The organism is Sorangium sp. So ce185 (genome assembly GCF_051526825.1).
GTDB classification, from domain to species: Bacteria; Myxococcota_A; Polyangia; order Polyangiales; family Polyangiaceae; genus Sorangium; species Sorangium cellulosum_D.
Window position 1 is genome coordinate 4,264,336 of sequence record NZ_CP150316.1, and the last position, 24,375, is coordinate 4,288,710.

Consider the following 24,375-nt stretch of genomic DNA (forward strand, 5'->3'; position numbering starts at 1 on the left):
CCGAGGCGCCACAGGACCCTGCTGCCTCGGGGAGAGAGCGATTGCGCATGACGATGAGCCGTCCCAACAAGTGCATCCTGATCGTCGACGACGACGCGGCGATCCGCCAGACGTTGAGCGAGCTCCTGGAAGATGAGGGGTATCTGGTCGCGTCGGTCGCGAACGGGCGCGAGGCCCTGGACTACCTGCGGGACGATCCGTCGTCCATCTCGCTGGTCCTGCTCGACCTGATGATGCCGGTCATGGATGGGTTCCAGTTCCGGGCCGAGCAGAAGCGCGACCCGATGCTCGCCTCCATGCCGATCGTGGTGATGACCGCGCGCGGCGGGACGGACCGCGCCGGCATCGACGCGGACGCGGTGATCAGCAAGCCGTTCGACGTGCTCAAGCTGATGGACACCATCGAGCGGAGCTGCCGTAGCGAGTGAGCCGCCCGCGCAGCTATCGAGTTGGCCGAGGCGCGGCGCGGGTAGGGTGCCTCACGGCGGAATCCACGCGACCGAGAGCACGGCTGTCGTGAACAGCAGCGGCAAATAGGCAAGCGGCCTCATCGCCGCGGCGCCCGTCTCGGATTCATCCGCCCGCATCACCCTCCGGGAGCGCTCCTCCCTTCAGGCCGCCATGGAGAGCAAGTTCTCCACGTGGCGAATCGGAATGGCACAGGTTTTCGACGTGCTAAGATCAGCTCTTCTGTACAAGGACGTCGCCGGCGGATCTGCTGGACGGTTGTGTGAATGCTCACGCTGAGTGCGCGGATGGCAGATGGCCAATGCCGGCGACGAGGGGTGTTGGCGCGCACGCGGTAGAAACCATCGTGTAAAGCGCTGATGTGGGTAGACGCTCGGCGCCGCGGCACGGCGCCAGAGCGCGAAGGAGAAGACGCTCCGCAGGGGCGGCGGCGTTCGCCGTCTCGTTCGAGCCGGAGCAGCGTAACCTTTGTTGTCAGGAGAAACCTCCATGAAGAGTCTCAGCTTCGCAGCGATTCTGGTCACGGCGTGCGCGGTGGCGGCCTGTTCGGATGACGGCGACCCGGGCGGTGACGGCGGGGCGGGCGGCGGGGGCGGCGCGTCCGGCACCACCACCTCCTCGTCGTCGAGCTCGACCGTCACGACGGGCACGGGGACGGGCGGCAGCGGCGAGGGCGGCGGCGGCGAGGGCGGCGGCGGCGGCGAGGGCGGCGGCGCTGACTGCGCCACGCAGTGCATCGAGGACAACCAGCAGGGGGCCGTGGCGTTCCTCGAGATGACGCTGGAGGCGTGCGGTTGTGCGGAGAGCGCTACGTGCGCCAGCGACTGCGACACGGCCGAAGCGGAGACCGACGCCTGCGGGGACGATGGATCCGCCGACTTGCAGGGGCTCGTCGGAAACCAGGCGTGCCGGGACTGCGTTGGCGGGCTCCAGGAAGACGCTTGCATCGATACATCCGCGGAGCAATGCGCCGCGGACGAGGGGTGCGCCGCGTACATCACGTGCCTATCCGAATGCCTGTGAGATCGTGAGACGGAAAGGCCGGCCTCGCGCCCCGGGGAGACAAAGCCAGGTCCGCCCGCGCGAGGCCGCCGCGAAACCGCGCAGAAGTCCGCCATCCCTGGCCGGACCTCTGGCGGGCGGAGCTAGACCTCTCCCCGCGATCCAGCGATGTTCGCGAGCACCGCGAGCAGCTCCGCCGGCTCGATCGGCTTCGGGACATGGGTGTTGAACCCGGCACGCAGGGCGCGCGTGCGGTCCTCGGTGCGCGCATAGGCGGTGAGCGCGACCGCCGGGGTCCGCCCGCCGCCCGCCGACGGGAGCGCGCGGATCTTGCGGATCAGCGCGTAGCCGTCCTCGCCGGGCATGGCGATGTCGGACACGAGCACGTCGGGCCGCAGCGCCTTGAGCGCGAGCAGCGCCTCGGCGGTGGAGGCCACCGCCGTCACGTGCGAGCCGCACTGCTCCAGCATCGTGACGAGGAGCTCGCGCGTGTCGTCCTCGTCGTCCACCACGAGCACGTTCAGGCCCTCGAGCTCCGGAGGGCGCTCGGTCCCGCCCGCGCCGGGCAGCGACATCCCCCGGCGATCCCGGGCGTCTCTCACCGCCACCGAGAGCGGCAGCCGGACGATGAACGTCGCGCCCCGCCCCTCGCCGTCGCTCAGCGCCTGGACCGTGCCGCCGTGCATCTCCACCAGGCTCTTCACGATCGTGAGCCCGAGGCCCAGGCCCCCGTGCTTGCGGGTGGTGCCGCTCTCGGCCTGCCGGAACTGCTCGAACACGTAGGGCAAGAACGCGGGATCGATGCCCTGGCCGGTGTCGGACACGACGATCTCGGCCGACGCCTCGGAGCGCTCGAGCCGGATGCGCACGGACCCTCCGCGCGACGTGAACTTCACCGCGTTGCTGAGCAGGTTCCAGACGACCTGCTGCAGCCGGCCCGCGTCCCCCGCGACAGGGCCCACCCCGGGCTCGAGGAGCGGCTCGAGCCGCACCCCCTTGGCGTCGGCGGCCGGACGCACCACCTCGAGCGCGGCGTCGAGCACGGCCACGAGCTCGACCGGCTGCACCTCCAGCCGGAGCTTGCCGGCCATGATGCGCGAGATGTCGAGCAGATCGTCGATCAGCTGCGCCTGCGCCTGCGCGTTGCGCTCCACCGTCTCGAGCGCCTTGTCGCGCCGATCCTCGGCCAGCTTGCCGGTGCGCAGCATCCGGACCCAGCCGAGGACGGCCGTGAGCGGCGTGCGCAGCTCGTGGCTCATCGTCGCCAGGAACTCGTCCTTCAGGTGGCTCGCGGCCTCGGCCTCCTCCCGCGCCGCCTGCGCCGCGGCGAGCAGGCCTTGCCGCTCCTCCTCGGCGCGCTTGCGCGCGGTGATGTCGAAGAACGAGGACACGACGCCGGCCACCGCGCCGTCCGCGCGGCGGAGCGGCTGCGCGTTCACCGAGAGCCACAGGACCGAGCCGTCCTGCCGCTCCATGCCGAGCAGGACGGCCGACTGGGGCGCGCCGGTCCGGAGCGCGACCTGCGCGGGGAACATCTCGAACGGGAACGGCGAGCCGTCCTCGCGCACGAACCTGCACGCGGGATCCAGCATCGTCGACCCGACGATCTGCGCCACGGGCCGCCCGAGGATCCGCTCGGCGCTCGCGTTCGCGGTGCGGATCACCCCGCGCTCGTCCTGGAGCGTGATGCCCTCCTCGAGCGCGCTGATGATCACCCGGTAGCGCTCCTCGCTGTCCCGGAGCGCCCGCTCCGCCTCGAGCGCGTCGGTCTCGTCGCGCGTGATCAGCACGGCGCCGGCGGGCGACCCGTCGGCTTGCCGGAGCGGCGACGCGGTCCCGGCGAGCGCGCGGATCGAGCCGTCCGGGCGCGTCACGAGCCAGCGCGCGTTCTCGACCTTCTCGCCCCGGATCGCGCGGTAGAGCGGGTCCTCGTCGGGGCGCAGCGGGCGCCCGTCCAGGGCGAGCAGCCCATTGGCCCGGAGCGCCTCGATCGCGGCGCTCGCGTCCCGCGCATACACGCCGTGCTGGCGCTGGGCCTCGCCGTTGCAGATGCGCAGCACCCCGCGCTCGTCCGTGGCCATGATGCCGTCGCCGCTCTGATCGATGAGGGCGCGCAGCAGATCGCGCTCCACGGCGGCGACGCGCTCGGCCCGCTCGGCGCGCTCGCGGAGCCGCTTCGAGCGGAGGAGCGCCCCGACGCGCGCCGACAGGGCGGCCGGGGGGCAGGGCTTGACCACGTAGTCGTCGGCGCCCGCGGTGAGCCCCTCGACGAGGTCCTGCTCGTGCCCGGCGACGGTCAGGATGAGGATCGGGAGCCCGACCGTGGCGGGGCGCGACCGGAGGAGGCCGCAGATCTCTGTGCCGGACATGCCCGGCATCACCTGGTCGAGCACGAGGACGTCGGGGAGCTCGCTGCTCGTCACGCGCTCCAGCATCACCGCGGCGTCCGTGAAGACCTGGACCTCGTGCCCGGCGGCGAGCGAGCGCGCCGCCATCTCGGCCTCCAGCGGCGAGTCGTCGAGGATCCACACGACCGCGCGGCGCGCGCGCTCGCTCGGCGGCGGCTCCGCGCTCGCCTCCCGGTCGCAGCGCCCCGCCGGCGCCGCACCGCGCCGCGGCGAGGTGATCGGCTCGCGCGCCGCGTCCGCGAGCACGAAATCCATCGTTGTCCGCCGGTTCATGGTTCTCCAGGAGCAGCAGGGACCGCAACGCCCCTCTCCCGCGAGAGGCCGCTCTCCGGGTTGAAACCGGGGCGCGGAGAGGAATTGGCTCTGCGCGAGTCGTTACCGCCCAGTCTCATCTGATCGAGAGCCCACAACGACGCAAGCCCCATGCGCTGAAAAGCGCGCTGCCGCGTTCCGCCGCTTCGACGCGCCTCGACGCGCCTCGAGGCGCGGGCTTCCGCTTTGGGACGCGCTCCGGGGCCGCGCGTCGCGCGTCGGGCTTTCGGTGTCCGCGCGCGGTGTCCGCGCGAGGCGGGCGGCGCGCGCCGCGCCCTGGCCCGAGCGAGCGCCCCTCGGCGCCGTTGCCGGACGGACGCGGCGCAGCCGGCGTGGACCCGAACGAGCGCACGTCGCCCGCGCCGCCCGCGCCCGCGTGTCGTGAACCTCGGGGCCAGTCCGACGGGATTTCCCTGATTCGTCCGGGCTCGCTCCGCCGCGCAATTGACACCCAGCACGCGGGCCGGCTATGCCCTGGGCCGAGTGTCGCTGTGGCAGAGATCCTCGTCGTCGACGATAGCAGGGTAATGCGTGAGATGGTCGTCGCCTGCCTGCGGGCCGAGCAGTATTCGTTCGCGCACGCGGCGAGCGGGCTCGAGGCGATTGAGACGCTCTCGCTCAGGCCGTTCGATCTCGTGGTGCTCGACCTGAACATGCCCGATATCGGAGGGCTCGAGGTCATCGAGTTCATCCGTGGCCAGGACAAGCTGCGGAGCCTGCCGATTCTGGTGGTGACCACCCGGGGTGATGAGGAGTCCCGGGCCCGCGCGCTCGGCGCGGGTGCCTCGGAGTTCATGACGAAGCCGTTCACGCCCGACGCCATCCTGGCCAGCGTGCGAGCGCTCCTCGGGGAGCGCGTCGCGGGCGCAGGATGAGCGACGCGCTCGATGTGAACGAGTTCGTCGCCGGCTACCTCGTCGAGGTGGAGGAGCACCTCTCCGCGTCGACCGCGAACCTCCTCGCCGCGGAGGCGGCCGTCCGCGCCGGCGAGTCGAACCCGCGGGCGGTGCGCGAGCTCTTCCGCTCTCTTCACACCATCAAAGGCCTCTCCGCCATGGTCGGCGTGGAGCCGATCGTGGACATCGCCCACGCGATGGAGACCGTGCTCCGGGCGGTGGACAGGGCCGCCGGCAGCCTCTCCGCGCAATCGATCGAGGTGCTGCTCCGCGGGCTCCGGGCCATCGAGGAGCGGACCCGCGCCCTCGCCGGGAAGCAGCCGGTGCCGCCCGCGGCGCCCGCGCTGCTCGACGCCCTCTCCGCGCTCGATCTCGCCGACGCGCCGTCCCCGCCCGCGCCGACGATCAGCGCCGACCCCGAGATCCTCGCGAAGCTCGGGGCCGGCGAGCGGGTGCAGCTCGCGCAGGGCCTGGCCTCCGGTCGGCGCGCGCTGCGGGTCGATTTCGTCCCGTCGCCGGCGCGCACGGCCGAGGGGATGAACATCACGACCGTCCGCGAGCGCGTCGGCAAGCTCGCCGAAATCGTCAAGGTCGTCCCGCTCTCGGTCCCGGCCAGCGACAGGGCGCCGGGCGGCATCGCCTTCGCGCTCCTCGTGCTCACGAGCGCGCCCGACGAGGAGATCGCGCGGGCCGCGGGCGCCGACGGCGTCCGCCCGCTCACGGTGGCGCCGCCCGTCCCGCTGGCGGTCGCGGCCCTGGCCGAGGCCGAGCCGGAGGAGCCGGCGGACCGGGAGCCCCAGCTCCGCGGCGTGGTGCGCGTCGAGGTGGCGCGCCTCGACGACGCGCTCGACAAGCTGTCGGCGCTCGTCGTCACGCGGTTCCGGCTCGCCCGGGCGGCCGCCGACCTGCGCGCCCGCGGGGTGGACGTCCGCGACCTCTCGGAGATCCTGCGCGAGCACGACCGCCAGCTGCGCGACCTCCGCGGCGCCATCATGCGCGCGCGCATGATCTCGGTGACGGAGCTCCTCGAGCGCGTGCCGCTCGTCGTCCGCGGCCTCGGCCGCGCGACGGGCAAGCAGGTGCGGATCGAGATCGACGCGGGCAAGGCGGAGCTCGACAAGGCGGTCGCGGAGCGCATCTTCCCGGCGATCGTGCACCTGCTCCGCAACGCGGTCGATCACGCGATCGAGCCGCCCGCGGAGCGCCGGCGGCTGGGCAAGCCCGAGGAGGGCGTCGTCCGGGTCTCCTGCTTCGAGCGCTCCAACAACCAGCTCGAGCTCAGCGTCGCCGACGACGGGCGGGGCATCGACCGCGCGCTCATCGCGGCGCGGGCCGGCCGCCCCGCGCCGGACAGCGACGCGGCGCTGCTCGACCTCATCACGCTGCCCGGGCTGTCGACGCTCGACCAGGCGACGAAGACCAGCGGCCGCGGGCTCGGGATGGACATCGTGCGGCGCATCGCCGTGGAGCAGCTCGGCGGCGAGCTCTCCGTGAGCACGGCGCGCGGCGCCGGCACCACCTTCACCCTGCGGATCCCGCTCACGTTGACCATCGTGGACGCGTTCTCCTTCCTGTGCGGGGACCAGCCGTTCGTGACGCCCGTCGCGGGCGTGGAGGAAGTCATGGAGATCGACGCGGCCCGCATCTTCCGCGGCCCGGCGCCGGGCCGCGCGTGGGGCGGTGCGGAGCTGCCGGCGCTGGGCCCCGCCCGAGGTGCTGCAGAGTTGCCGGCCGCAGGCCGCGCCCGGGGCGGTACCGAGCTGCCAGCCCCGGGCCGCGCCCGGGGCGGTACCGAGCTGCCAGCCCCGGGCCGCGCCCGGGGCGGTACAGAGTTGATCGAGAGGCGCGGTGAGGTCGTGCCGCTCGTCGACCTCGGCGCGCTCTTCGAGCTCGGGGCCTCGTCCGCGACCAGGGCGCTCGTCGTGCGGCGCAACGGCGCGCCCTTCGCCTTCGGCGTGACCCGCGTGCTCGGCCAGCAGGAGGTGGTCGTGCGGCCGCTCGAGGACCCGCTCGTCAAGGTGCCGGGCGTATCCGGCTCGACCGATCTCGGCGACGGCCGCCCCACGCTCGTCCTCGACCTCGTGAGCCTCAGCGGGCGGCTCTCCGCCGGCCAGGGCGGCCGCGCAAGCCTGGTCCGGGTGGCCTCATGAGCGACCTGCACGTGGTCCTGAAGGTGGCGGACACCGAGTACGCGATCTCGGCGGCCGACGTGCTCCACATGGAGTCGTTCACCGGCGCGACCCGGGTGCCGGGCACGCGGCCGTACGTCGGCGGCCTCATCCAGATCCGCGGCCGCGTCGTGCCGGTCGTGGATCTGCGCGCCCGGTTCGGGCTCCCCACCGTGGAGCCCACGCTCGACTCGCGCGTCATCGTCGTCCAGCGCGGCGGCCGCACCGTGGGCCTCCTCGTGGACAGCGCGCGGGAGGTCGTCAACATCGCCGCCGACGAGCTGCGGGCGCCCCCCGAGGTCATGGCGGAGGAGAGCGCCGGGTTCGTGAAGGCGGTCGCGAAGCTCGGGAAGCGGCTCGTCATGCTCGTCGACGTCGGCAGGATCATCGGTGAGGAGCAGGAACATGGCAGTTGATGCAATCGCGGACATCGACGGCGCGCTCGCGCGGGCAGAGCAGACCGAGCGCTCGCTCCGTCAGGCGATCACGGCCGTGGCCGGCGTCGAGCAGGCGGCCGCGCGGCTGGCCGCCGCCGGCGCGGAGCACGCCGCCGCCGGCAGGCAGCAGGGCGCCGCGGCGGGCGCGCTCGCGGGCGAGATCGAGGAGGCGGCCGCCGCGGCGCAGGCGCTCGCGCGGTCGGGGCAGCGCATCAGCGACGCCGCCGCCGAGGTCGCGCAGGGCGCCGAGGGCACGACGAGCGGCCTCGGGACGCTCGCCCCCGCGCTCGCCGGCGTGAGGGGCGACGCCGAGGCGCTCGCCGGCTCCGCGGAGACGACCGCGGCGGCGCTCGAGGAGATCGCCCGCTCGGTGAAGTCGGTGAGCGCCAACGCCGAGGAGCTCGCGTCCTCGAGCGAGGAGCTCCTCGGCTCCGTCTCGGTGACGAGCGGGGCCGCCGACGAGGCGGCGGCCCGCGGCGAGAGCAGCGCCGCGGCGCTCGAGCAGATCGGGGCCACCATCGAGGAGATGTCGAAGGGCATCGCGCGCATCTCGGCCGACGCCCGGGGGTTCGGGTCGCAGATCTCGACCATGGCCGGCGCCGTCGCGGGCGTGGGCGGCTCCCTCGATCGCGTCGCGCGCGACGCCACCGAGATGGCGAGCGCGGTCGAGGAGACCGCCGCGACCGCGGAGCAGATGGCGCGGTCGATCCGCGGGGTGGCGGAGAGCGCGAAGGCGCTCGAGGCGAGCGCGTCGTCGACCGCGAGCACGATCACCGAGATCGCGAGCTCGGTCGAGGAGGTCGCGGCCACGGCCGAGAAGAACGCGGCGACCATCGAGGCCAACGCGGTCGCCGCCGAGGAGCTCGCGCGGACCGCGCAGCAGGTCGCGCAGAGCGCCGACCAGATCAGCGGGCTCGCGGCCGGCAACGCCGCCGCCTCGTCGCAGGTCGAGGGCACCACGCGGCGGATCGTCTCCATCGTCGAGACCGCGCGCGCGACCGCCGAGCAGGGCGTCGCGACCGCGCGCCAGGGCGCGGCGACGGTGGGCAGGTCCATCGCCGGCCTCGGCAGCATCCGGCAGGCGATGGTCGACTCCGCGTCGGTCATGAAGGAGATGGGCAAGCGGGCCGAGGAGATCGGCGACATCGTCCAGACGATCAACCTGATCGCCGACCGGACGAACCTCCTCTCGCTCAACGCCAGCATCGAGGCCGCGCGGGCAGGGGAGCACGGCCGCGGCTTCGCCGTCGTCGCCGAGGAGATCCGGAACCTCGCGGACCGGGCCGCCGTCTCGAGCGCCGAGATCGCCAAGATCGTCCGCGCGCTCCAGGCGAGCGCCCGCGAGGCGGTGGCCGCCTCGACCGAGGGCGTGAAGGTCGCGGACGAGGGGACCCGGCTCGCGGGCGACGCCGACCGGGCGCTCGCGTCGATCCTGCAGGGCGTCGAGGAGCTCGGCCGCTCGATCCGCGACATCGATCGGGCGAACGCCGATCAGGTGCAGGCGGTAGGCGCCCTCACGCAGACCGCGGCGCGCATGAGCGAGGAGGGCAGGGCGGTCGCCCGCTCCGCGGCCGAGCAGACCAAGGCGGTCCAGGCGCTCGCGCAGGGGAGCGCCGAGATGCGGCGCATGGCCCGACAGACGAAGGAGGCGACCGCCGAGCAGGCGCGCGCGCTGCGCGACGCCGTGAAGCTGAACGGGCAGCTCACGTCGAGCGCCGAGCGCGTGTCGCGGGCGATGGAGGAGCAGGCGACGGGGGCGTCGCAGCTCGCGAAGGTCGCCGCGCAGATGCGCGCGCTGACGCACCAGACCAGCACCGCGATGGTCGAGCAGACGCGCGCCCTGGCCGGGGTCACGGCGCTGACGCAGGAGGCCGCGGGCGCGTCGCAGCGGATGGTCGCCGGCCTCGCGGAGCAGGCCGGCGGCGCGACCGAGGTCGCGCGCGCCATGGACGACATCCGGAAGATGTCGGCCCAGTCGGCGCGGGGGATCGGCGAGCAGGCGCGGGCCGCGAAGCAGCTGGAGGCGTCCGCCCGCCAGGTCGCGCGGCTCGCGGCGGCGGTGACCGCCGCCACGGCGGACCAGACCAAGGCGACGGCGTCCCTCGCGAAGGAGGGGGAGTCCGTGCGCCGCATCGCCAAGCAGACGGCGCGGGCGGTGGCCGATCAGGCCGAGTCCATCGCGGCGCTCGCGTCGGGCGCGAGCCGGCAGGCGGCGTCGCTCCAGGGCGTCGTCAGGGCGGCCGCCGAGCTGTCGACCCGGAGCGAGCAGCACGCCGCGTCGCTCGCCCGCCTGCGCGAGCCGGTCCGGGAGGTCGCCGCCGCCGCGGCGCGGCAGGCGAGGGACTCCGGCGCGGTCGCGGCCGACGCCGGCCACGTGCTCGACCAGGTCGGCCGGATCCGGCACGCGAGCGCCGAGCACGTGGACGCGGTCGCGGGGGTCGCCGCCGCGGTCGCGCAGCTCAGGGCGAACGGAAGCCAGCCCCACGCCCCGCCGGAGACCGCGTGATCTCCCGTCGCCCCGCGCTCTCCGTCTCGGACGCGGAGCGGCAGCGCGTCGAGCAGGTGGATCGGCTCGCCGCCTCCGGGCCCGCGGGGGTGCTGGCGCTCATCGAGATGCTCGCGGATCCGAGCTGGACCGTGCGGCGGTCCGTGGTCGCGTCGCTCGCCGCGCTCGGCGACGCGGCCGTGGGGCCGCTCTGCGCGTGCCTCTCCGCGCGGCGCGACAGCGAGGCGCGCATCGCCGCCAACGTCGACGCGCTCGTCGCGTCGCTCGGCGACGTCGACGACCCCGTGCTCGCGCTGACGCGGGACCCTCGCCCCGCGGTCGTCGCCGACGCGGCGCAGATCCTCGGGCGCCGCAGCAGCGCGAAGGCGGTCCCCCGGCTCGCGGAGCTCACGTCGCACGCCGACGACAACGTCGCGGTCGCCGCGATCGAGGCGCTCGGCCGGGTCGGCGGCCGATCGGCGGTCGACGCGCTCGTGGACGCCGTCACGAGCGGCAACTTCTTCCGCGTCTTCCCGGCGATCGACGTGCTCGGCCGCAGCGGCGACCCGCGCGCGATCGCCCCGCTCTCGGCCCTCCTCGACGATCCGCGCTACCTCCTCGAGGCGGCGCGGGCGCTCGGCCGCACCGGCAGCCGGAGCGCGGTGGCGCCGCTGATGCGCCTGCTCGGGCGCCCGAGCGACGCGGTCGCGCGCGTCGCCGCGGTGGCGCTCGCCGAGCTGCGCGAGCGGTACCGCGAGCGCTACGGGACGGCCGGGCCGATCGACGAGGCGCTCCGGGGCGAGGCGCCCGCGCCCGGCGCGGCGCGGCGGCTCTCGCAGAGCCTCGGCGGCGCGGATCCGGCCGAGCAGGTCCTCATCTGCAGCGTGCTCGGCGCGATCGGGGGCGAGGACGTCCTGCTCGATCTGACGCGCCTGCTCGACGCCGAGCCCGCCGTCGCGAGCGCCGCGGCGGAGGCGCTCTTCCAGCTCTCCCGGAGCGCCGACGCCCGGGTGCTCGCGGCGCTGCGCGACGGCGACAGCTCCCGACGGCTCTTGCTCCTGCCGCTCGTCCGGAGCGCCGCGGCCGCGGGCGACGTGGAGCGCTGCCTCGCGGATCCGGACCCGGAGGTCCGCGCGGCGGCGTGCGACGCGCTGGCGCGGATCTCGGAGCCGAGCTCGGCGCGCGCGCTGTTCCGGCTGCTCGACGACCCGAACCCCCGCGTCGTCCACGCCGCGACGACCGCGATCCAGTGCCTCGGCGGCCCCGACGTCGAGGCGCTCGCGCTCGCCGCGGCCCGCGAGGGGACCCCGGCCGCGCGCCGGACGGCCCTGCGGATCCTCGCCTACTTCGCGCCCGCCTCGGCGCTGCCGATCTTCCTCGACGGCGTCCGCGACCCCGACCTGCGGACGCGCGAGCGCGCGATCCACGGCCTCGCGTCGTTCGCGCAGCCGGAGGCGCTCGCCGCGCTCGCCGCGCTCGCCGCCGACGCGTCGGAGCGGGTCCGGGCGGTGGCGATGCGGGCGCTCGGGCAGTCGCAGCGGGCGCCGCGCGTCGTCGACGCGCTCCTCGCGGGGCTCGGCGACGAGGACGCGTGGGTCCGCTACTACGCCTGCCAGGCGCTGGGGAAGCTCGGGTGCGAGGCGGCGGCCGGGCTCATCGCCGAGCGGCTCCGGGACGAGAGCGGCCAGGTGCGCGTGGCGGCGATCGAGGCGCTGTCGGCGATCAAGGGCGATCTCGCGCTCGCTGCGCTGGAGCAGGCGGCCCAGGCGAGCGACACGGACATGCGCCGCTCGGCGCTGATCGGGCTCGGCATCGCCGGGCGGGCGGAGTCTCTGCCGACCCTGCTCGGCGCGCTCTCGTCGCCCGACGTGGCGACCCGGCTGGTCGCGGTCTCGGCGATCTCCGGCTTCTCGTCGCCCGAGGTCCTCCCGGCGCTGGTGCGCGCCGCGGGCGATCCCGACGAGAGCGTGCGCGCCGCGGCGACCGGCTTCATCGCGGGGCGGGCCGGGGTCGACGCGACGCGGAGCCTCATCGCGCTGCTCGTCGCCTCGCCGGCGCAGGGCCCGCTCCTCGCCGCGCTGTCCACGCCGGTGCCGGGGCGCGTCGAGGGCATCCTCGAGGCGCTCGGGACGGCGGACGACGAGCTCTCGCCGGTCCTCACCGCGGCGCTGGCGCGGATGCGGCAGCCCGCGGGGCACGCCGCGCTCCTCCAGGCGCTCGGCCTGCCCTCCGCGCCGGCGCGGAAGGCGGCGGCCACGACGCTCGCCGCGGTGGCCACGCGGGAGGGGTTCGCCGCGGTCGAGCACGTCTCGCGGACCGATCTGGACCCGGAGGTGCGGCGCGTGGCCGCCTCGGTCCTCTCGCAGTGGGCATGACGCCGTGCGTATGACGAGCCGCCTCCCCATCTCGCCGCAGGTCTTCGCGATCTTCAGCGCGCTCATCGCCGAGAAGATCGGGATCCACTACGACGCGGGCGATCGCGAGCTGCTCGGCGACAAGGTGTCGGTGCGCGCGATCGACGCCGGCTTCGACTCGCTGCTCGATTACTATTACTTCCTCCGGTACGACCCCGCGGGCGCGGCCGAGCTGGACGCGCTGATCGACGTGCTGGTCGTGGGCGAGACGTACTTCTTCCGCGAGCTCGCGCAGCTCGAGGTCGCGGTCGCGGAGCTCGTCGCGCCGCGCGTCGCGGCGGGGGAGCGGCCGCGGATCTGGTCGGCGGCCTGCTCGACCGGCGAGGAGCCGTTCACGATCGCGATGCTCCTCGCCGAGCGGGGCCTGCTCGGCGGGGTCGATCTCGTCGCGAGCGACATCAGCGCGCGGGCGCTCTCGCGCGCCCGGGCCGGGGTGTACGGGCCGCGCTCGATCCGGAGCAACGCCCCGCCGCCCCCCTTCGCCACCCGGTGGCTGGAGGTGACGCCCGACCGGGTCGTCGTGAGCGCCGAGCTGAAACAGGCGATCGACTGGCGGCGGATCAACCTGCTCGAGGCGTCCGACGTCACGTCGCTCGGGCAGTTCGACGTCATCGTCTGCCGCAACGTGCTCATCTACTTCCACGACAACACGGCGCGGTGGGTGGTCGCGAACCTCTCGGGGGCGCTCGCCTCGGGCGGGGCCCTCCTGGTCGGGATCTCCGAGTCGCTGCTGCGGCTTGGCACCGCGCTCGCCTGCGAGGAGCGAGGTGGCGTGTTTCTCTACCGGAAGACCGCGCGATGAAGAACCCGGCTGTCCGCGTGCTCGTGGTCGACGACTCCGCCTTCGTGCGCAAGGTCCTGCGGCAGGTCCTGGGCGCGAACGCGGCGATCGAGGTCGTCGACACGGCCATGGACGGCCTGGACGCGCTGGAGAAGATCGAGCGTTACAAGCCCGATGTGGTCACGCTCGACCTCGTGATGCCGAACCTCGACGGCATCGGCGTGCTCGCGTCGCTGCCGCGCGAGGGCGCCCCGCGGGTCGTCGTGGTGAGCAACTCCGAGGCGGACAGCGAGCTCGGCGTCAAAGCGCTCCAGCAGGGGGCGGTGGATCTCGTCGAGAAGCCGACGTCGCTCGCGACCGATCGCCTCTTCGAGCTCTCGGACGAGCTGGTCCGCAAGGTGCTCGCCGCGGCCGAGGCGCGGGTCCGCCGTGAAGGCCCGCGCCCGCAGCCGCCGCCCGTGTCCGGCGCGATCCCCGCGCTGCCGCGCGCGCGCCTCGTCGTGATCGGCACGTCCACCGGCGGCCCCCAGGCGCTGACGCGGCTCTTCGCGGCGATGCCCGGCGATTTCCCGGTCCCCATCGTCGTGGCGCTGCACATCCCCGCCGGGTACACGGAGTCGCTGTCGCGCCGCCTGAACGAGGCGAGCGCCCTCTCGGTCGTCGAGGCGTCGGACGATCTCCAGCTCCGGCCCGGGCTCGCGGTCATCGCGCGCGGCGGGGCGCACCTCGAGGTCCGGCGGCACCGGGACCGCGCCAGCGTCCGCTTCGCGGACGCGTCCAGGGCGTCGCTGTACTGCCCGTCGGTCGATCTGCTCTTCTCGAGCGCCGCCGCAGAGTTCGGCTCGGGCGTGCTCGGGGTCGTGCTGACAGGCATGGGCGACGACGGCCTGGAGGGGTCGAGGGCGATCCACAAGGCCGGCGGCAGGATCCTCGCCGAGGCCGAGTCGTCCTGCGTCGTCCACGGCATGCCCCGCCGCGTGGTGGAGGCCAGGCTCGCCGCGGCCGAGGCGCCGATCGACGAGATGGCCGCGGCCATCGTGCGGCACCTCTGACGTCGGGCGGCCGGCCCGTCACAGCGGCCAGTAAACGACCTTTCCCTCGATCTCCTGGAACGTGGCCGCGTTGCCGTCCTGGGAGACGATGAACGCGATCCGCTCCGGGTACCCCGCCACGAACGCCGCGGCCGCGCGGTGGCGGGTGCCGCGCGCGTCGAGGCTCAGGCTCACGTCCATCCGCTGGTCGGGGGTCGCGGCGTACACCTCGGAGATGATCGACCGCGGCGGGGGCAGCTTCGCGCCGAACGCGAGCACGTCGAGGCCGTGGTCCATCACCACCGCGCCATCGACGGTCGTCAGCCGGACGATGAGGTCGAGCAGCCGGTTGAGGCGCTCGGAGCTCTTGAACCGGTGGTCCGGGCCGCGCGCCGCCCCGTCCGCCGCGGTCTTCTTCCCGTCCACCTGGTGCGGCTCGCTCGGCGGCTGGCTCTCGCGCGCGGCGGAGGCGGAGAGATCGCGGATGGCCGAGCCGAGGCACAGGGCGGGATCCAGCCGCTTGACCTCGGTGTCGAACGGATTCCCCTCCTCGCCGAACAGCTGCGGCAGGCCCTCGCCCGGCCCGAGCACGACGAGCAGCCCGCCGCGCCCGAGCTCGACCATCCCTTCCACGATGCGCAGGAGATACTTGCTCACGCGGCGGCCGTGCGGACTCGCGAGGTCCCGGAGGACGGTCCGCTCGATCGAGTCGAGCTGCGGCCGGTTCTTCGGCATCCACGTCCGCACCGCGCCGCGCTCGTAGCGGACGATCTCCCACTCGCCGCGGTACACGGCCACGACGCCGGGCTTCGGGACCACCACGCGCACGAGCTGATCGAGCTCGAAGGAGCGCCGGCTATGCGGCGTCGCGATGCCGGCGATCACGAGCGACCCATCGAGCGGCACCACCGACAGGAAGGAGCGCGGCCACGCGCACGCCGAGGCGAGGTTGGCGACGTGCTCCACGTCGAACGCCACGGCGGAGCCGAACCGCACGAGATCCCACGCGGGCTCGTCGAGCTCGAGATCGCCGAGGCTCCCGGCGAACACGACGCCGACCGGGTTGAGCCGCCCCTCCTCGGTCGCCATGGAGGCGAAGAACATCGTCTCGATCAGCTCGGTGAGGACGGCGGCGAAGGGCGGCGGCGCCGCCGCGCCCGGCTCGACCCTGCCCTTGCACGAGAGCGTTTGCGCCGTGAGCTGTGGCTGCTCCTGCAGATCGAGAAATGCGGCCGTGACATCCGCAGGATACTTGGGGCGCATGAGCTCGGTATACCATCCTGCGCCGTCGCCGGTCAGGCCGACGGCTGCATGCGGGCTCGGCCCGCCGCCGCGGCGCTGAGCGCCGCGGCGGCGTGCGGTCCGGCCGCGTCGCGCGGCGTCACGCCGCCCGGCGAGAGCCGCTCGCCTTTCGCTTCGACGTCTCCGCCTTTCGCGGCTTCGCGCGGGCGCTCTCCCGTTTGTCGTCGCTCGCGTCGTTGGCGACCTTCGCGCCCTTCTGGCCGAGGCTCTTCTTGAGCAGCGCGATGAGGTCGACCGTGCCGGTGTCGCGGGGCTTCTCCTCCTCCTCCGGCTCCGCGGGCGTCGTGGTCTGACCGGATTTCACCTTCTTCTCGATCATCTTCATCACGTCGTCGCGGTACTCGTCCTTGTATTTTTCCGGCTTCCACTCGGTGGCCATCTCGGCCACGAGCCGCTCGGCCATCTCGAGCTCCCGCTTGCCGAGCCCCTTTGCGTCGACATCCATCTCGGGCAGGTCGAGCTCTTCATCGGAGCGGAGCTCGTGCGCGAACCGCAGCAGGTTCAGCACGAGCGCGCGGCCGTGCGGCCGCACCGCGGCGATGTGCTCGCGCGTCCGGATCACGACCTTCGCGATCCCGACCTTCCCCGTCTTCCGCAGCGCCTCGCGCAGGAGCACGTACGCCGTCACCGACGACTTCTTCTTGCTGTTCATCGACGCGGGGGCGAGATAATACGGCTTCTCGTAGTACATCGGGTCGATCTCCGAGGCGTCGACGAAGTCGAGGATGTCCACGGTCTGCGTCGCCTCCACGTTCGCGCGGCGCAGGTCCTCGTCGGACATGACCACATACTCGCCCTTCTCGTAGGGATAGCCGCGGACGATATCGTCCCAGCTCACCGGCTCGCCCGTCTCCCGGTTCACGCGCTCGTAGCGGATCGGCGTCATGTTGCGCCGGTCGAGCTGCGTGAAGTGGAGCTCGTTGGGCTCCTCCGCGGGGTAGAGGGCGACCGGGATCTGCACGAGCCCGAAGCTGATACTCCCTTTCCAGATGCTGCGAGGCATGCGCTCTCCTTCGACCCAAGAGGTCCGTTTCAGGTCCGTGTCGGGAGGCAATGCAAGCCAGCGGCCGAAGGCGCGATCCCGGAGGTCCCGCGCGCCGCGCCCGTCCTGGCCGCTCCCGGCCCGCCGCGCCGCGGCGCCGCCGCGGCCGGCGTCGCGTTTCGCCACAGCGGGCTGAGCGAGCGGCGATTGCTGCCCCGCTGGCCGTGGCCCGCTGTATAACCCGCGGTCTCTATGCCGCGGCGGACCCACGACCTCCACGGAGCTGCGCCGGACAACAGCCGGATCGCGCTCCTCCTCATCGACGTCATCAACGACCTGGAGTTCCCCGAAGGCGACCAGCTGCTCGCCCACGCCCTCCCGATGGCGCACCGCATCCGTGCGTTGAAGCAGCGGTGTCGCGACGCGGGCATCCCCGCGGTCTACGTGAACGACAACTTCGGCCGCTGGCAGTCCAACTTCCACCGGCAGATCGAGCACTGCCTGGAGGAGGGCGTCCGCGGCCGGGAGATCGCGGCGCTGCTGCGGCCCGGAGAGGAGGATTATTTCGTGCTCAAGCCCAAGCACTCGGGCTTTTACGGCACCACGCTCGAGATCCTGCTCGAGTCCCTCGGCGTGCAGACGCTGATCCTCACCGGCATGGCGGGGAACATCTGCGTCCTGTTCACGGCGAACGACGCGTACATGCGCGATTACCGGCTGCTCGTCCCGTCGGACTGCTTGGCGTCGGAGAGCGAGGAAGACAACCGCTACGCGCTCCATCAGATGCAGCGCTTCCTCAAGGCCGACATCGCGCCGTCCGACGAGGTCGACCTCGAGCGGCTGCCCGCCTGACGCCTCTGGGGGGGCCGGGCGTCGGACGGGCAGCTGCCGAGGTCAGGTGTTCCGCAGGGGCGTTACGCTCAGGCGACGGCCCGCTGCTTCGACGAGAGGCCCTCTTCGGTGAGGACCGCGATGTCGGTCGCGCCGCCGCGCTCCAGGACCTGCTTGGCGAGCGACCGCTCGTTGCTGTTCTCGACGTGGACGGAGATCAGGATGTTGCCGCCCTTGATCTTGCCCTCGTACTGCTTGGCCTCGACCTCGGGGATGCCGAGCCCGATGAGGGCGCCGGTCACGCCGCCGACCGCCGCGCCCGCCGCGGCGCCGCTCAGCGCGGCCATGATCGGGCCGGCCGCGATGAAGGGCCCGAGGCCGGGGATGGCGAGCGCGCCGATGCCGGCGAGCAGGCCGATGGTCCCGCCGATCGCGCCGCCGGCGCTGGCGCCCGCGGTCGCGCCCTCGGGCGCCTTCGTGTTCTTCTCGTGCGCGAAGTCCCGCGTACCGTGCTTGTCGGGGAAGAGCGCCGAGATATCGCTGGTCATGAAGCCGGCGCGCTGTAGCTCGCCGACGATGATGTCCGCCTGAGCGAGCGTGCTCACGAGGCCCAGGACCGCTTTCTTCGTTGCCATGGTATCTTCCTTTCAGCCTTTCAGACTGGTTCAGTCAACGTCAACTTCGAGCTGGTTGTCGACCCGCTGGACGCCCGGGGTCCCCTTGGCGACCGCCTCGATGTCGGCCTTTTCCTTGTCGCTCTTCACCGGGCCGCGCAGCGTGACGACCTGCCCGTTCGTGATGATCTTGACGTTCTTGGCGTTCATCGACAGCGTGTCGTTCGCCACCACCGCCTGGCGGATCTTCTGCGTGATCGTGCGATCGGTCTCGTTCTCGCCCTGATCCCCGGGGGTCAGCGCGGCGGGATCGCGATCGCGATCGTTCTTGTCCGTGTTGTCGGCGGCCGCGGGCGTGGGGTTGTTCGCCCTCTGGGCGACCTCGCCCGGCACCGTCGCGGTGTTGTTGTCCGAACGCGTCGTGCCTTCTGCTCTGTCGCAGCCAACCGCGGCCGCGACGGAGAGAGACATCAGCAGAAAGAGTTTCGCTGTGTTCATGCCCGGACCACGTCGCAAGGCTCGGGCCACCTCGGGCCGAGAGCGCCTGTCGGTCCACGGCTGTGGTCGGGGCGGAACATGGACGCCGCTACCCCTGAACATGAGTTGTCTTTTTTCTGCGCCGCATCGTGGGCGGCTCGCTCGCGCGACGCGAGCGCGACGCGGAGCGCCTAGCGAGCTCATGACTGGCAAAGGCCGGAGTGCCTCAGGTGGGGCGAACTGCCCCGTGCCGGCCGCGTCGAATTCAGGAGAATTTGCCTTCTCGGACGAAACCGACCCGCGCGAGGTTGCCTGTGGCGGATAGGGCGTGTGGGCGGAGGTGGTCAGTCGCCGCGGGCGCTCGTCGGGCCGCCGTTCGGGGGCTCTGCCGAGCGCTCGGTCGAGCGTTCTGCCGGAGGCCCTGCCGGTCGCTGGATTCCGAGCCGCCGCAGCTTCCGGTAGAACGTCGCCCTCGACATGCCCGCGTCGCGCGCGGCTTGCAGCGCGTTCCAGCCGGTGCGCTCGAGAGCGGCGAGCAGCGCGGCGCGCTCGTCGGGGAGGGCGCGGGGCGCGCCGCGGCCGCCGCCTTCGCGCGCGCGCGGGAGGTCCACGTCGTCGGGGCCGATCCTGCGGCCGTCGCAGAGCACGACGGCCTTCGTGATCACGTTCTCCAGCTCGCGCACGTTGCCGGGCCAGCCGTGCTGGCTGAGCCGCCGCAGCGCCTCGCGGGAGAGCTGCGGCGCCGGGCGGCCGAGCTGCTCCGCGGCGCGGCGCACGAAGTGGAGCGCGAGCTCCGGCAGGTCCTCCAGCCGGTCGCGCAGCGGCGGCAGCCGGATCTGCACCACCGCGACGCGGTAGTAGAGGTCCTCGCGGAAGCGCCCGCGCGCGGTCTCGGCGAGCAGATCGCGGTTCGTCGCGCAGACGAGGCGGAAGTCCACGCGCACGGCCTCGGCGCTGCCGACGGGGCGGACCTCGCGCTCCTGGAGCACCCGGAGCAGCTTCGCCTGCACCTCGAGCGGCATCTCCCCGAGCTCGTCGAGGAACAGCGTCCCGCCGCGCGCCGCGACCACGAGGCCGGTCCGGTCCCGGTCGGCCCCCGTGAACGCGCCGCGGACGTGGCCGAAGAGCTCCGACTCGAGCAGCGCGGCGGGGAGCGCGGCGCAGTTGATCCCCATGAACGGGCCGCTCTTGCGCGGGCCGGCGAAGTGGATGGCGCGCGCGACGAGCTCCTTGCCGGTGCCGCTCTCGCCGGTCACGAGCACGCTGACCGGCGTGTCGACCACGCGGTCGAGCGTCGCGAACACCGCGCGCAGGGCGGGGCCGCGCCCCACGATGGCGCCGTAGTCGTAGCGGTGCTCCAGGGCTTGCTGGCGGACGAGCACCTCCTCTTGCAGCCGGTCGATCTCGGCGGCCTGTCCGCGCAGGAGCTCCTCGACGCGGCGCCGCTCGGCCTCGAGCTCCACGGTGCGGCGGCGCAGGTCGTCGACGAGCCGCGCGTTGCGCAGCGCGAGCGCGACCTGGTCGGCGAAGGCGAGGAGCAGGTCGACGTCGTCGGGGGCGAAGCGGGCGCGCCGGAAGCGGTTGTCGAGGTAGAGCGCGCCGAGCACGCCGTCCGGCGAGCGGATCGGCACGGCGATCACGGAGCGGAGCCGCATGGCGTGCACCGACGCGTGCTCGCGGAACCGCGGATCGTCCTGGGCGTCCACGGTGACGACGGGCTCCTGCGCCGCGATGGCGCGCTCGGCGATGCTGTAGCTGAACTTGAGGTGGCTCCTGCCGACCTTCTCGCGGTCGACGTTGCGCGCGACGGCGACGCGCAGCTCGCCGCCGGGCTGCTCGAGCAGCACGAAGCCGCGTTCGGCGGCCGTGAGGTCGATCGCGGCGTCCATGGCCATGGCGAGGATGTCGGCGATCTCGACGGAGGAGTTGAGCTTGCGGAACATCGCGAGGAGCCGCTCGAGCTTGGCGGCGCGCTCGGTGGCGGGCTGCGCCTCGAGACCGGCGGCCGCCCCGGGCGGCGCCGCGGCGTTGGCCGGGGCGGGCCGAGCGGCGCGGCGGCGGGGGTGCGTCCAGAAGGCGTGCTGGAGGGCTTCTGGCAGCGAGCGCGCCATGGCGGTCCAGGCGGCGGTGGCGCGCTGCCGCTGGGCGGCCGCGGCGTCGGGCTCGCCGGCGAGCTCGGCGGCGTCGGCGAGCGCCAGGCGGACGTCGGCGATGAGGTCGGGCTGGGCTGCCCGCTCGGCGAGGCCGAGGGCGCGCTCGAGGAGCTCCCGGGCCGCGGTGAGGTCCTGACCCAGGTTGGGCCGACCGGGGTTGGGCTGACCGGGGTTGAGGGCGGGCTGACCCAGGTTGGGCAGGGCAGGCTGACCGAGGTTGACCTGACCCAGGTTGGGCCGACCGGGGTTGAGGGCGGGCTGACCGGGGTTGGGCAGGGCAGGCTGACCCAGGTTGGGCCGACCGGGGTTGGGCTGACCGGGGTTGAGGGCGGGCTGACCCAGGTTGGGCAGGGCAGGCTGACCGAGGTTGAGCTGACCCAGGTTGGGCTGACCCAGGTTGGGCCGACCAGGGTTGGGCCGACCGGGGTTGAGCCCGCCCTCACCCAGGTTGGGCTCCCCCAGCTCGTCTCCCGCCTGACCCAGGTTGCCGTCCCCCCCACCGCCGTCCCCATCGAGCAGCGCCAGCCGCCCCTCCAGCAGCGCCGCCCGCGCCCCCAGGTCGGGCGCCTCCCGCACCGCCGCGTGCTCGCGCGCCCGCGCCAGCGCCGCCCGCACGTCGCCCAGCGCCCCGCGCGCAAGGTGCGCCCGGCACAGCTCCAGCTCCTCCTCCACCACCTCGCGCTGCGCGCCCTGCGCCTCGAACCCCCGCCTCGACCGCTCGAAGCAGCGCGCCGCCTCCTCGGCGTCGCCGGCCGCGAGCGCGCAATCCCCGAGCACCGACGCCGCGGCCGCCGCGAAGAACGGCGCCCCCCGCCGCGCCGCCTCCGCCTCCACCCGCGACGCCACGCGCCCGGCCCGCTCGAACGCCCCCACGTCCGCCCAGAGCTTCGCCAGATCGAAATCGAGCACCAGCACCAGGTCCGCCTGCCCCAGCGCCGAGGCGAGCCGCGCCCCGCGCTCGTACGCGGCGAGCGCCTCCCCCAGCTCGCCCGACTGGTGGCACGCCGTACCCACGTTGAGGCTGCAGCGCGCCACCAGATCCCCGAGCCCGTGCTCCTCCGCCGTCGCGAGCGCCTGCCGGTAGCCGACGAGCGCCGCCTCGACCTCCCCCGCGCGGAACGCGTCGATCGCCTGGTACGACAGCGCGCGCACCAGCGCCCGCGGCGCGCGCCGGTCCCGGTGCAGCCCGGCCGCCAGCCCGAGGTGCAGCCCCGCGAGCCGCCGCTCCCCGAGGTAGCTCGCCGCCACCCCCACGTCCTCGTGCAGGCTCGCCAGCACCTCCGGCTCGTCGCACCACGGAAGCGCCGGCTCCGCGCGCGCCCGCGCCTCCGCGTGCGACCCGAGCCGCAAGAGCGCCCGGCTCGCGAGATCGGCGAGGCACGCGCGCTCGCGCGGCGCGAACGACGACGCCTCCCCGGAGGCCTGCTCCGCCTCCTCGAGCCGCGCGAGCGCCGCCGTCGGGTCGCCCAGCTCGAGCAGGCACGCGCCGAGCCGCACGAGCGCCTGCCCCCGCCGCGCCCCGAGCGCCGCCGCCTGCCCCTCCGCGAGCAGCTGCTCCAGCACCTCGCGCGCCCGCGCCGCGCGCCCGCCCCGCTGGAGCGTCGACGCGATCTCGAGCCGCGTCTCCGCCGCCGTGGCCGCCTCGAGCAGCGCCTCGGCCGCCGCGGCCCACGGCCCCGGGTCCGCCTCGCGCTCGGCGCGCCGCGCCAGGAACACGCGCTCGGCCGCCGCCGTGTCGCCCGACAGCGAGAGGTGCAGCGCCTGCTGCTCGACCCGCGCCGGGAACGCCGCCGCCGCCCGCGCGTGCGCCGCGCGGACCGCCTCGCCGCCGAGCGCCGCCAGGAGCGCCGCGATCGGCCCCGCCCGCGTCAGCGTCCAGCCCCCCGCCGCGCGGGCCGCGACGCCGCGCGCGGCGAGCTCGGCGAGGTGCGCGACCGGCAGCCCGAGCGACGGCAGCGCCTCGTCCGCCGCCGCGCCGCCCAGCACGGCCAGCGTCGCCACCGCGTCGCGCAGCGGCCGCGCGAGCCCCCGCAGCCGCAGCGCGTAGCGCGCGCTCGCCCCCGGCGTCGTCGCGTCGAGCCCCCCGATGTCCCCGCTCTCGGCGAGCCGCCCCGCGGTCACCACCAGATCCGCGGGCCACCCGGCGCTCGCGCGCAGCACCGCCTCGGTCGCGTCGCCCAGCCCGATGGCGTCCATCCAGCGCTGCACCGCCTCGCGCCCGAGCGGCGGCAGCGCGACCTCCCGGACGCTCCGCCCCGCCTCCGCGGCCACGGCGGCGAGCGGCGCCCGGCCCCCGCCGTGCGGGATGCGCTCCGCCGCGAGGAGCAGCACCGGATCGTCGGGGCCCAGCAGCCGCGCCAGCGCCTCGAGCATCTCCCGGTCCGCCCCGCTCACCTCGTCGGCGTCGTCGAGCACCAGCACCAGCGGCTCCGCCCCCGAGCCCGACCGCGCGCGCGTCAGGCGCTCGTGCGCGCGCAGCGCGCCGAGCGCGCCCGCGGGGAGCGCCTCCTCCCCGGTCGCGCGGCCGAGCATCGATCGGACCGAGCCCACCCGCGCCCCGGCCCGCGCGAACCCCTCCACGGCCTCCATCCTGAGCTCCGCGCTCCACTTCGCCTCGCGCAGCAGGCGGCTCTTCCCGCAGCCGGGCTCCCCGGCGATCACGCACAGGCGCGGCCCGCTCTCCCCGCGCTCCAGCGCCGCGAGCGCCTCGGCGACCGCGCCGAGCTCCGCGTCGCGGCCGACCAGGTGGGGCGGCTCCGGCGGCGGCGGGGCCAGGGCGCGCGGCGACGCGCCCACCCAGTCGAGCACCTCGCCCGCGTCGGCGGGGCGGTCGCGCGGCTCGGGCCGCACGAGGCGCTCGGCGAGCGCGGCGATCGCCTCCGGCGGCGGCTCCGCGAGCAGCGGCGCGATCGCGCCGAGGGTGCGGCCGAGCGCGAACAGGTCCGCGCGCCCGTCGGCCGCGTCGCCGCGGATCACCTCGGGCGCCACGTAGCCCTGCGTGCCGGAGATCCCGTCGTCGGACCGCTCGCCGACCCGCGCCGCGCACGACAGATCGATCAGCACCGCGCGCCCCGAGGCGTCGACGAGGATGTTGGCCGGCTTCACGTCGCCGTGCCGGATGCGCGCCCGGTGGAGGAAGCGCAGGGCGTCGAGCACGTCGACGATCGCGGCCCGCACCTCCTCGAAGCGCCGGCCTGTCACGTACGCGTCGAGCGGCGCGCCGAGCACCGCCTCCGACGTGAAGTAGAAGCGCGGCTCGCCGGTCTCCCGGAGCATGCCGAAGTCGTGCACCCGGACGAGGTGAGGATGGAACAGTCCCGCCAGCATCCTGAACTCGCCGCGGAACGCCGCCCGCTCCGCGCTGCGCGCGCGGCCGAGCAGCTTCAGACAGATGTCGCGCCCGAGCGCCTCGTCGCGCGCGAGCCACGCCGTGGCCAGCCCCCCCCGGCCCAGCGGTCGGATCAGGCGGTAGCGGCGGGCGACCAGGCTCCCTTCGGCTGGGATCATCCGCACAGTGTCTCACGGATGTGCCATCTGAGACAGTGAGACAATTGATGAGACACTCGCGGCCGCGATTTCAAGACGATTTCCGATGTTTTTCCGTCGGCACCGCG

The 24,375-nt window shown here is 74.4% G+C and carries 16 protein-coding genes; 10 read left to right on the forward strand and 6 right to left on the reverse strand.

The window, feature by feature from the left end; all coding sequences use genetic code 11:
• Nucleotides 1-53 precede the first annotated feature (53 nt).
• Both WMF26_RS15795 and WMF26_RS15800 read left to right on the forward strand, forming a co-directional pair.
• The gene (locus tag WMF26_RS15795; RefSeq protein ID WP_438000988.1) at nucleotides 54-428 is read left to right on the forward strand and encodes a response regulator; all 375 of its coding nucleotides are present in this window, start codon (nucleotides 54-56) and stop codon (nucleotides 426-428) included.
• 529 nt (nucleotides 429-957) lie between these two features.
• Nucleotides 958-1,491: a hypothetical protein gene (locus WMF26_RS15800; protein ID WP_438000989.1), complete on the forward strand. Its 534-nt coding sequence runs from the start codon at nucleotides 958-960 to the stop codon at nucleotides 1,489-1,491.
• Nucleotides 1,492-1,613: 122 nt separating this feature from the next.
• On the opposite strand, the gene WMF26_RS15805 is transcribed toward WMF26_RS15800, so the two are convergent.
• Entirely contained in the window at nucleotides 1,614-4,151 is a 2,538-nt protein-coding gene (locus WMF26_RS15805; RefSeq protein WP_438000990.1) for a hybrid sensor histidine kinase/response regulator, read from the reverse strand.
• A gap of 530 nt (nucleotides 4,152-4,681) precedes the next feature.
• Here WMF26_RS15805 and WMF26_RS15810 point away from each other — a divergent pair.
• The 7 genes from WMF26_RS15810 to cheB are packed head-to-tail and all read left to right on the forward strand — an operon-like array spanning nucleotide 4,682 to nucleotide 14,423.
• Nucleotides 4,682-5,065 (forward strand): response regulator, encoded by a 384-nt coding sequence (locus WMF26_RS15810; RefSeq protein ID WP_437320101.1) that lies wholly within the window; start codon nucleotides 4,682-4,684, stop codon nucleotides 5,063-5,065.
• Nucleotides 5,062-7,236 (forward strand): chemotaxis protein CheA, encoded by a 2,175-nt coding sequence (locus WMF26_RS15815; RefSeq protein WP_438000991.1) that lies wholly within the window; start codon nucleotides 5,062-5,064, stop codon nucleotides 7,234-7,236. The genes WMF26_RS15810 and WMF26_RS15815 overlap by 4 nt, the downstream gene beginning before the upstream one ends.
• Entirely contained in the window at nucleotides 7,233-7,670 is a 438-nt protein-coding gene (locus tag WMF26_RS15820; protein WP_438000992.1) for a chemotaxis protein CheW, read from the forward strand. Before WMF26_RS15815 ends, WMF26_RS15820 begins: the two co-directional genes overlap by 4 nt.
• Nucleotides 7,660-10,197 carry a methyl-accepting chemotaxis protein gene (locus tag WMF26_RS15825; RefSeq protein ID WP_438000993.1) on the forward strand — a complete coding sequence of 846 codons (2,538 nt, stop codon included), beginning with the start codon at nucleotides 7,660-7,662 and terminating at the stop codon, nucleotides 10,195-10,197. The genes WMF26_RS15820 and WMF26_RS15825 overlap by 11 nt, the downstream gene beginning before the upstream one ends.
• A complete protein-coding gene (locus tag WMF26_RS15830; protein ID WP_438000994.1) occupies nucleotides 10,194-12,551 on the forward strand; it encodes a HEAT repeat domain-containing protein in 2,358 nt (785 codons plus the stop codon). The genes WMF26_RS15825 and WMF26_RS15830 overlap by 4 nt, the downstream gene beginning before the upstream one ends.
• 10 nt (nucleotides 12,552-12,561) lie before the next feature.
• On the forward strand, nucleotides 12,562-13,392 hold the full coding sequence (locus WMF26_RS15835; protein WP_438000995.1) for a CheR family methyltransferase: 831 nt from the start codon (nucleotides 12,562-12,564) through the stop codon (nucleotides 13,390-13,392).
• Entirely contained in the window at nucleotides 13,389-14,423 is a 1,035-nt protein-coding gene (cheB, locus tag WMF26_RS15840; protein WP_438000996.1) for a chemotaxis-specific protein-glutamate methyltransferase CheB, read from the forward strand. The genes WMF26_RS15835 and cheB overlap by 4 nt, the downstream gene beginning before the upstream one ends.
• A gap of 18 nt (nucleotides 14,424-14,441) precedes the next feature.
• Here cheB and WMF26_RS15845 read toward each other — a convergent pair whose 3' ends face one another.
• A complete protein-coding gene (locus WMF26_RS15845; RefSeq protein WP_438000997.1) occupies nucleotides 14,442-15,665 on the reverse strand; it encodes a putative sensor domain DACNV-containing protein in 1,224 nt (407 codons plus the stop codon).
• A 118-nt stretch (nucleotides 15,666-15,783) separates the two neighbouring features.
• Nucleotides 15,784-16,707: a Ku protein gene (locus tag WMF26_RS15850; RefSeq protein WP_438000998.1), complete on the reverse strand. Its 924-nt coding sequence runs from the start codon at nucleotides 16,705-16,707 to the stop codon at nucleotides 15,784-15,786.
• Nucleotides 16,708-16,938: 231 nt separating this feature from the next.
• Here WMF26_RS15850 and WMF26_RS15855 point away from each other — a divergent pair, with 231 nt between their 5' ends.
• Nucleotides 16,939-17,538 (forward strand): cysteine hydrolase family protein, encoded by a 600-nt coding sequence (locus tag WMF26_RS15855; RefSeq protein WP_438000999.1) that lies wholly within the window; start codon nucleotides 16,939-16,941, stop codon nucleotides 17,536-17,538.
• 68 nt (nucleotides 17,539-17,606) lie between these two features.
• Here the strand turns inward: WMF26_RS15855 and WMF26_RS15860 are convergent, their stop codons facing one another.
• From WMF26_RS15860 to WMF26_RS15870, 3 genes are all read right to left on the reverse strand, one after another.
• The gene (locus WMF26_RS15860) at nucleotides 17,607-18,152 is read right to left on the reverse strand and encodes a DUF3341 domain-containing protein (RefSeq protein WP_438001000.1); all 546 of its coding nucleotides are present in this window, start codon (nucleotides 18,150-18,152) and stop codon (nucleotides 17,607-17,609) included.
• Between the two features lie 30 nt (nucleotides 18,153-18,182).
• Nucleotides 18,183-18,629, reverse strand: a complete 447-nt coding sequence (locus WMF26_RS15865) for a BON domain-containing protein (RefSeq protein ID WP_438001001.1) — start codon at nucleotides 18,627-18,629, stop codon at nucleotides 18,183-18,185.
• A 323-nt stretch (nucleotides 18,630-18,952) separates the two neighbouring features.
• Nucleotides 18,953-24,268: a sigma 54-interacting transcriptional regulator gene (locus tag WMF26_RS15870; RefSeq protein WP_438001002.1), complete on the reverse strand. Its 5,316-nt coding sequence runs from the start codon at nucleotides 24,266-24,268 to the stop codon at nucleotides 18,953-18,955.
• Between the last annotated feature and the right edge of the window lie 107 nt (nucleotides 24,269-24,375).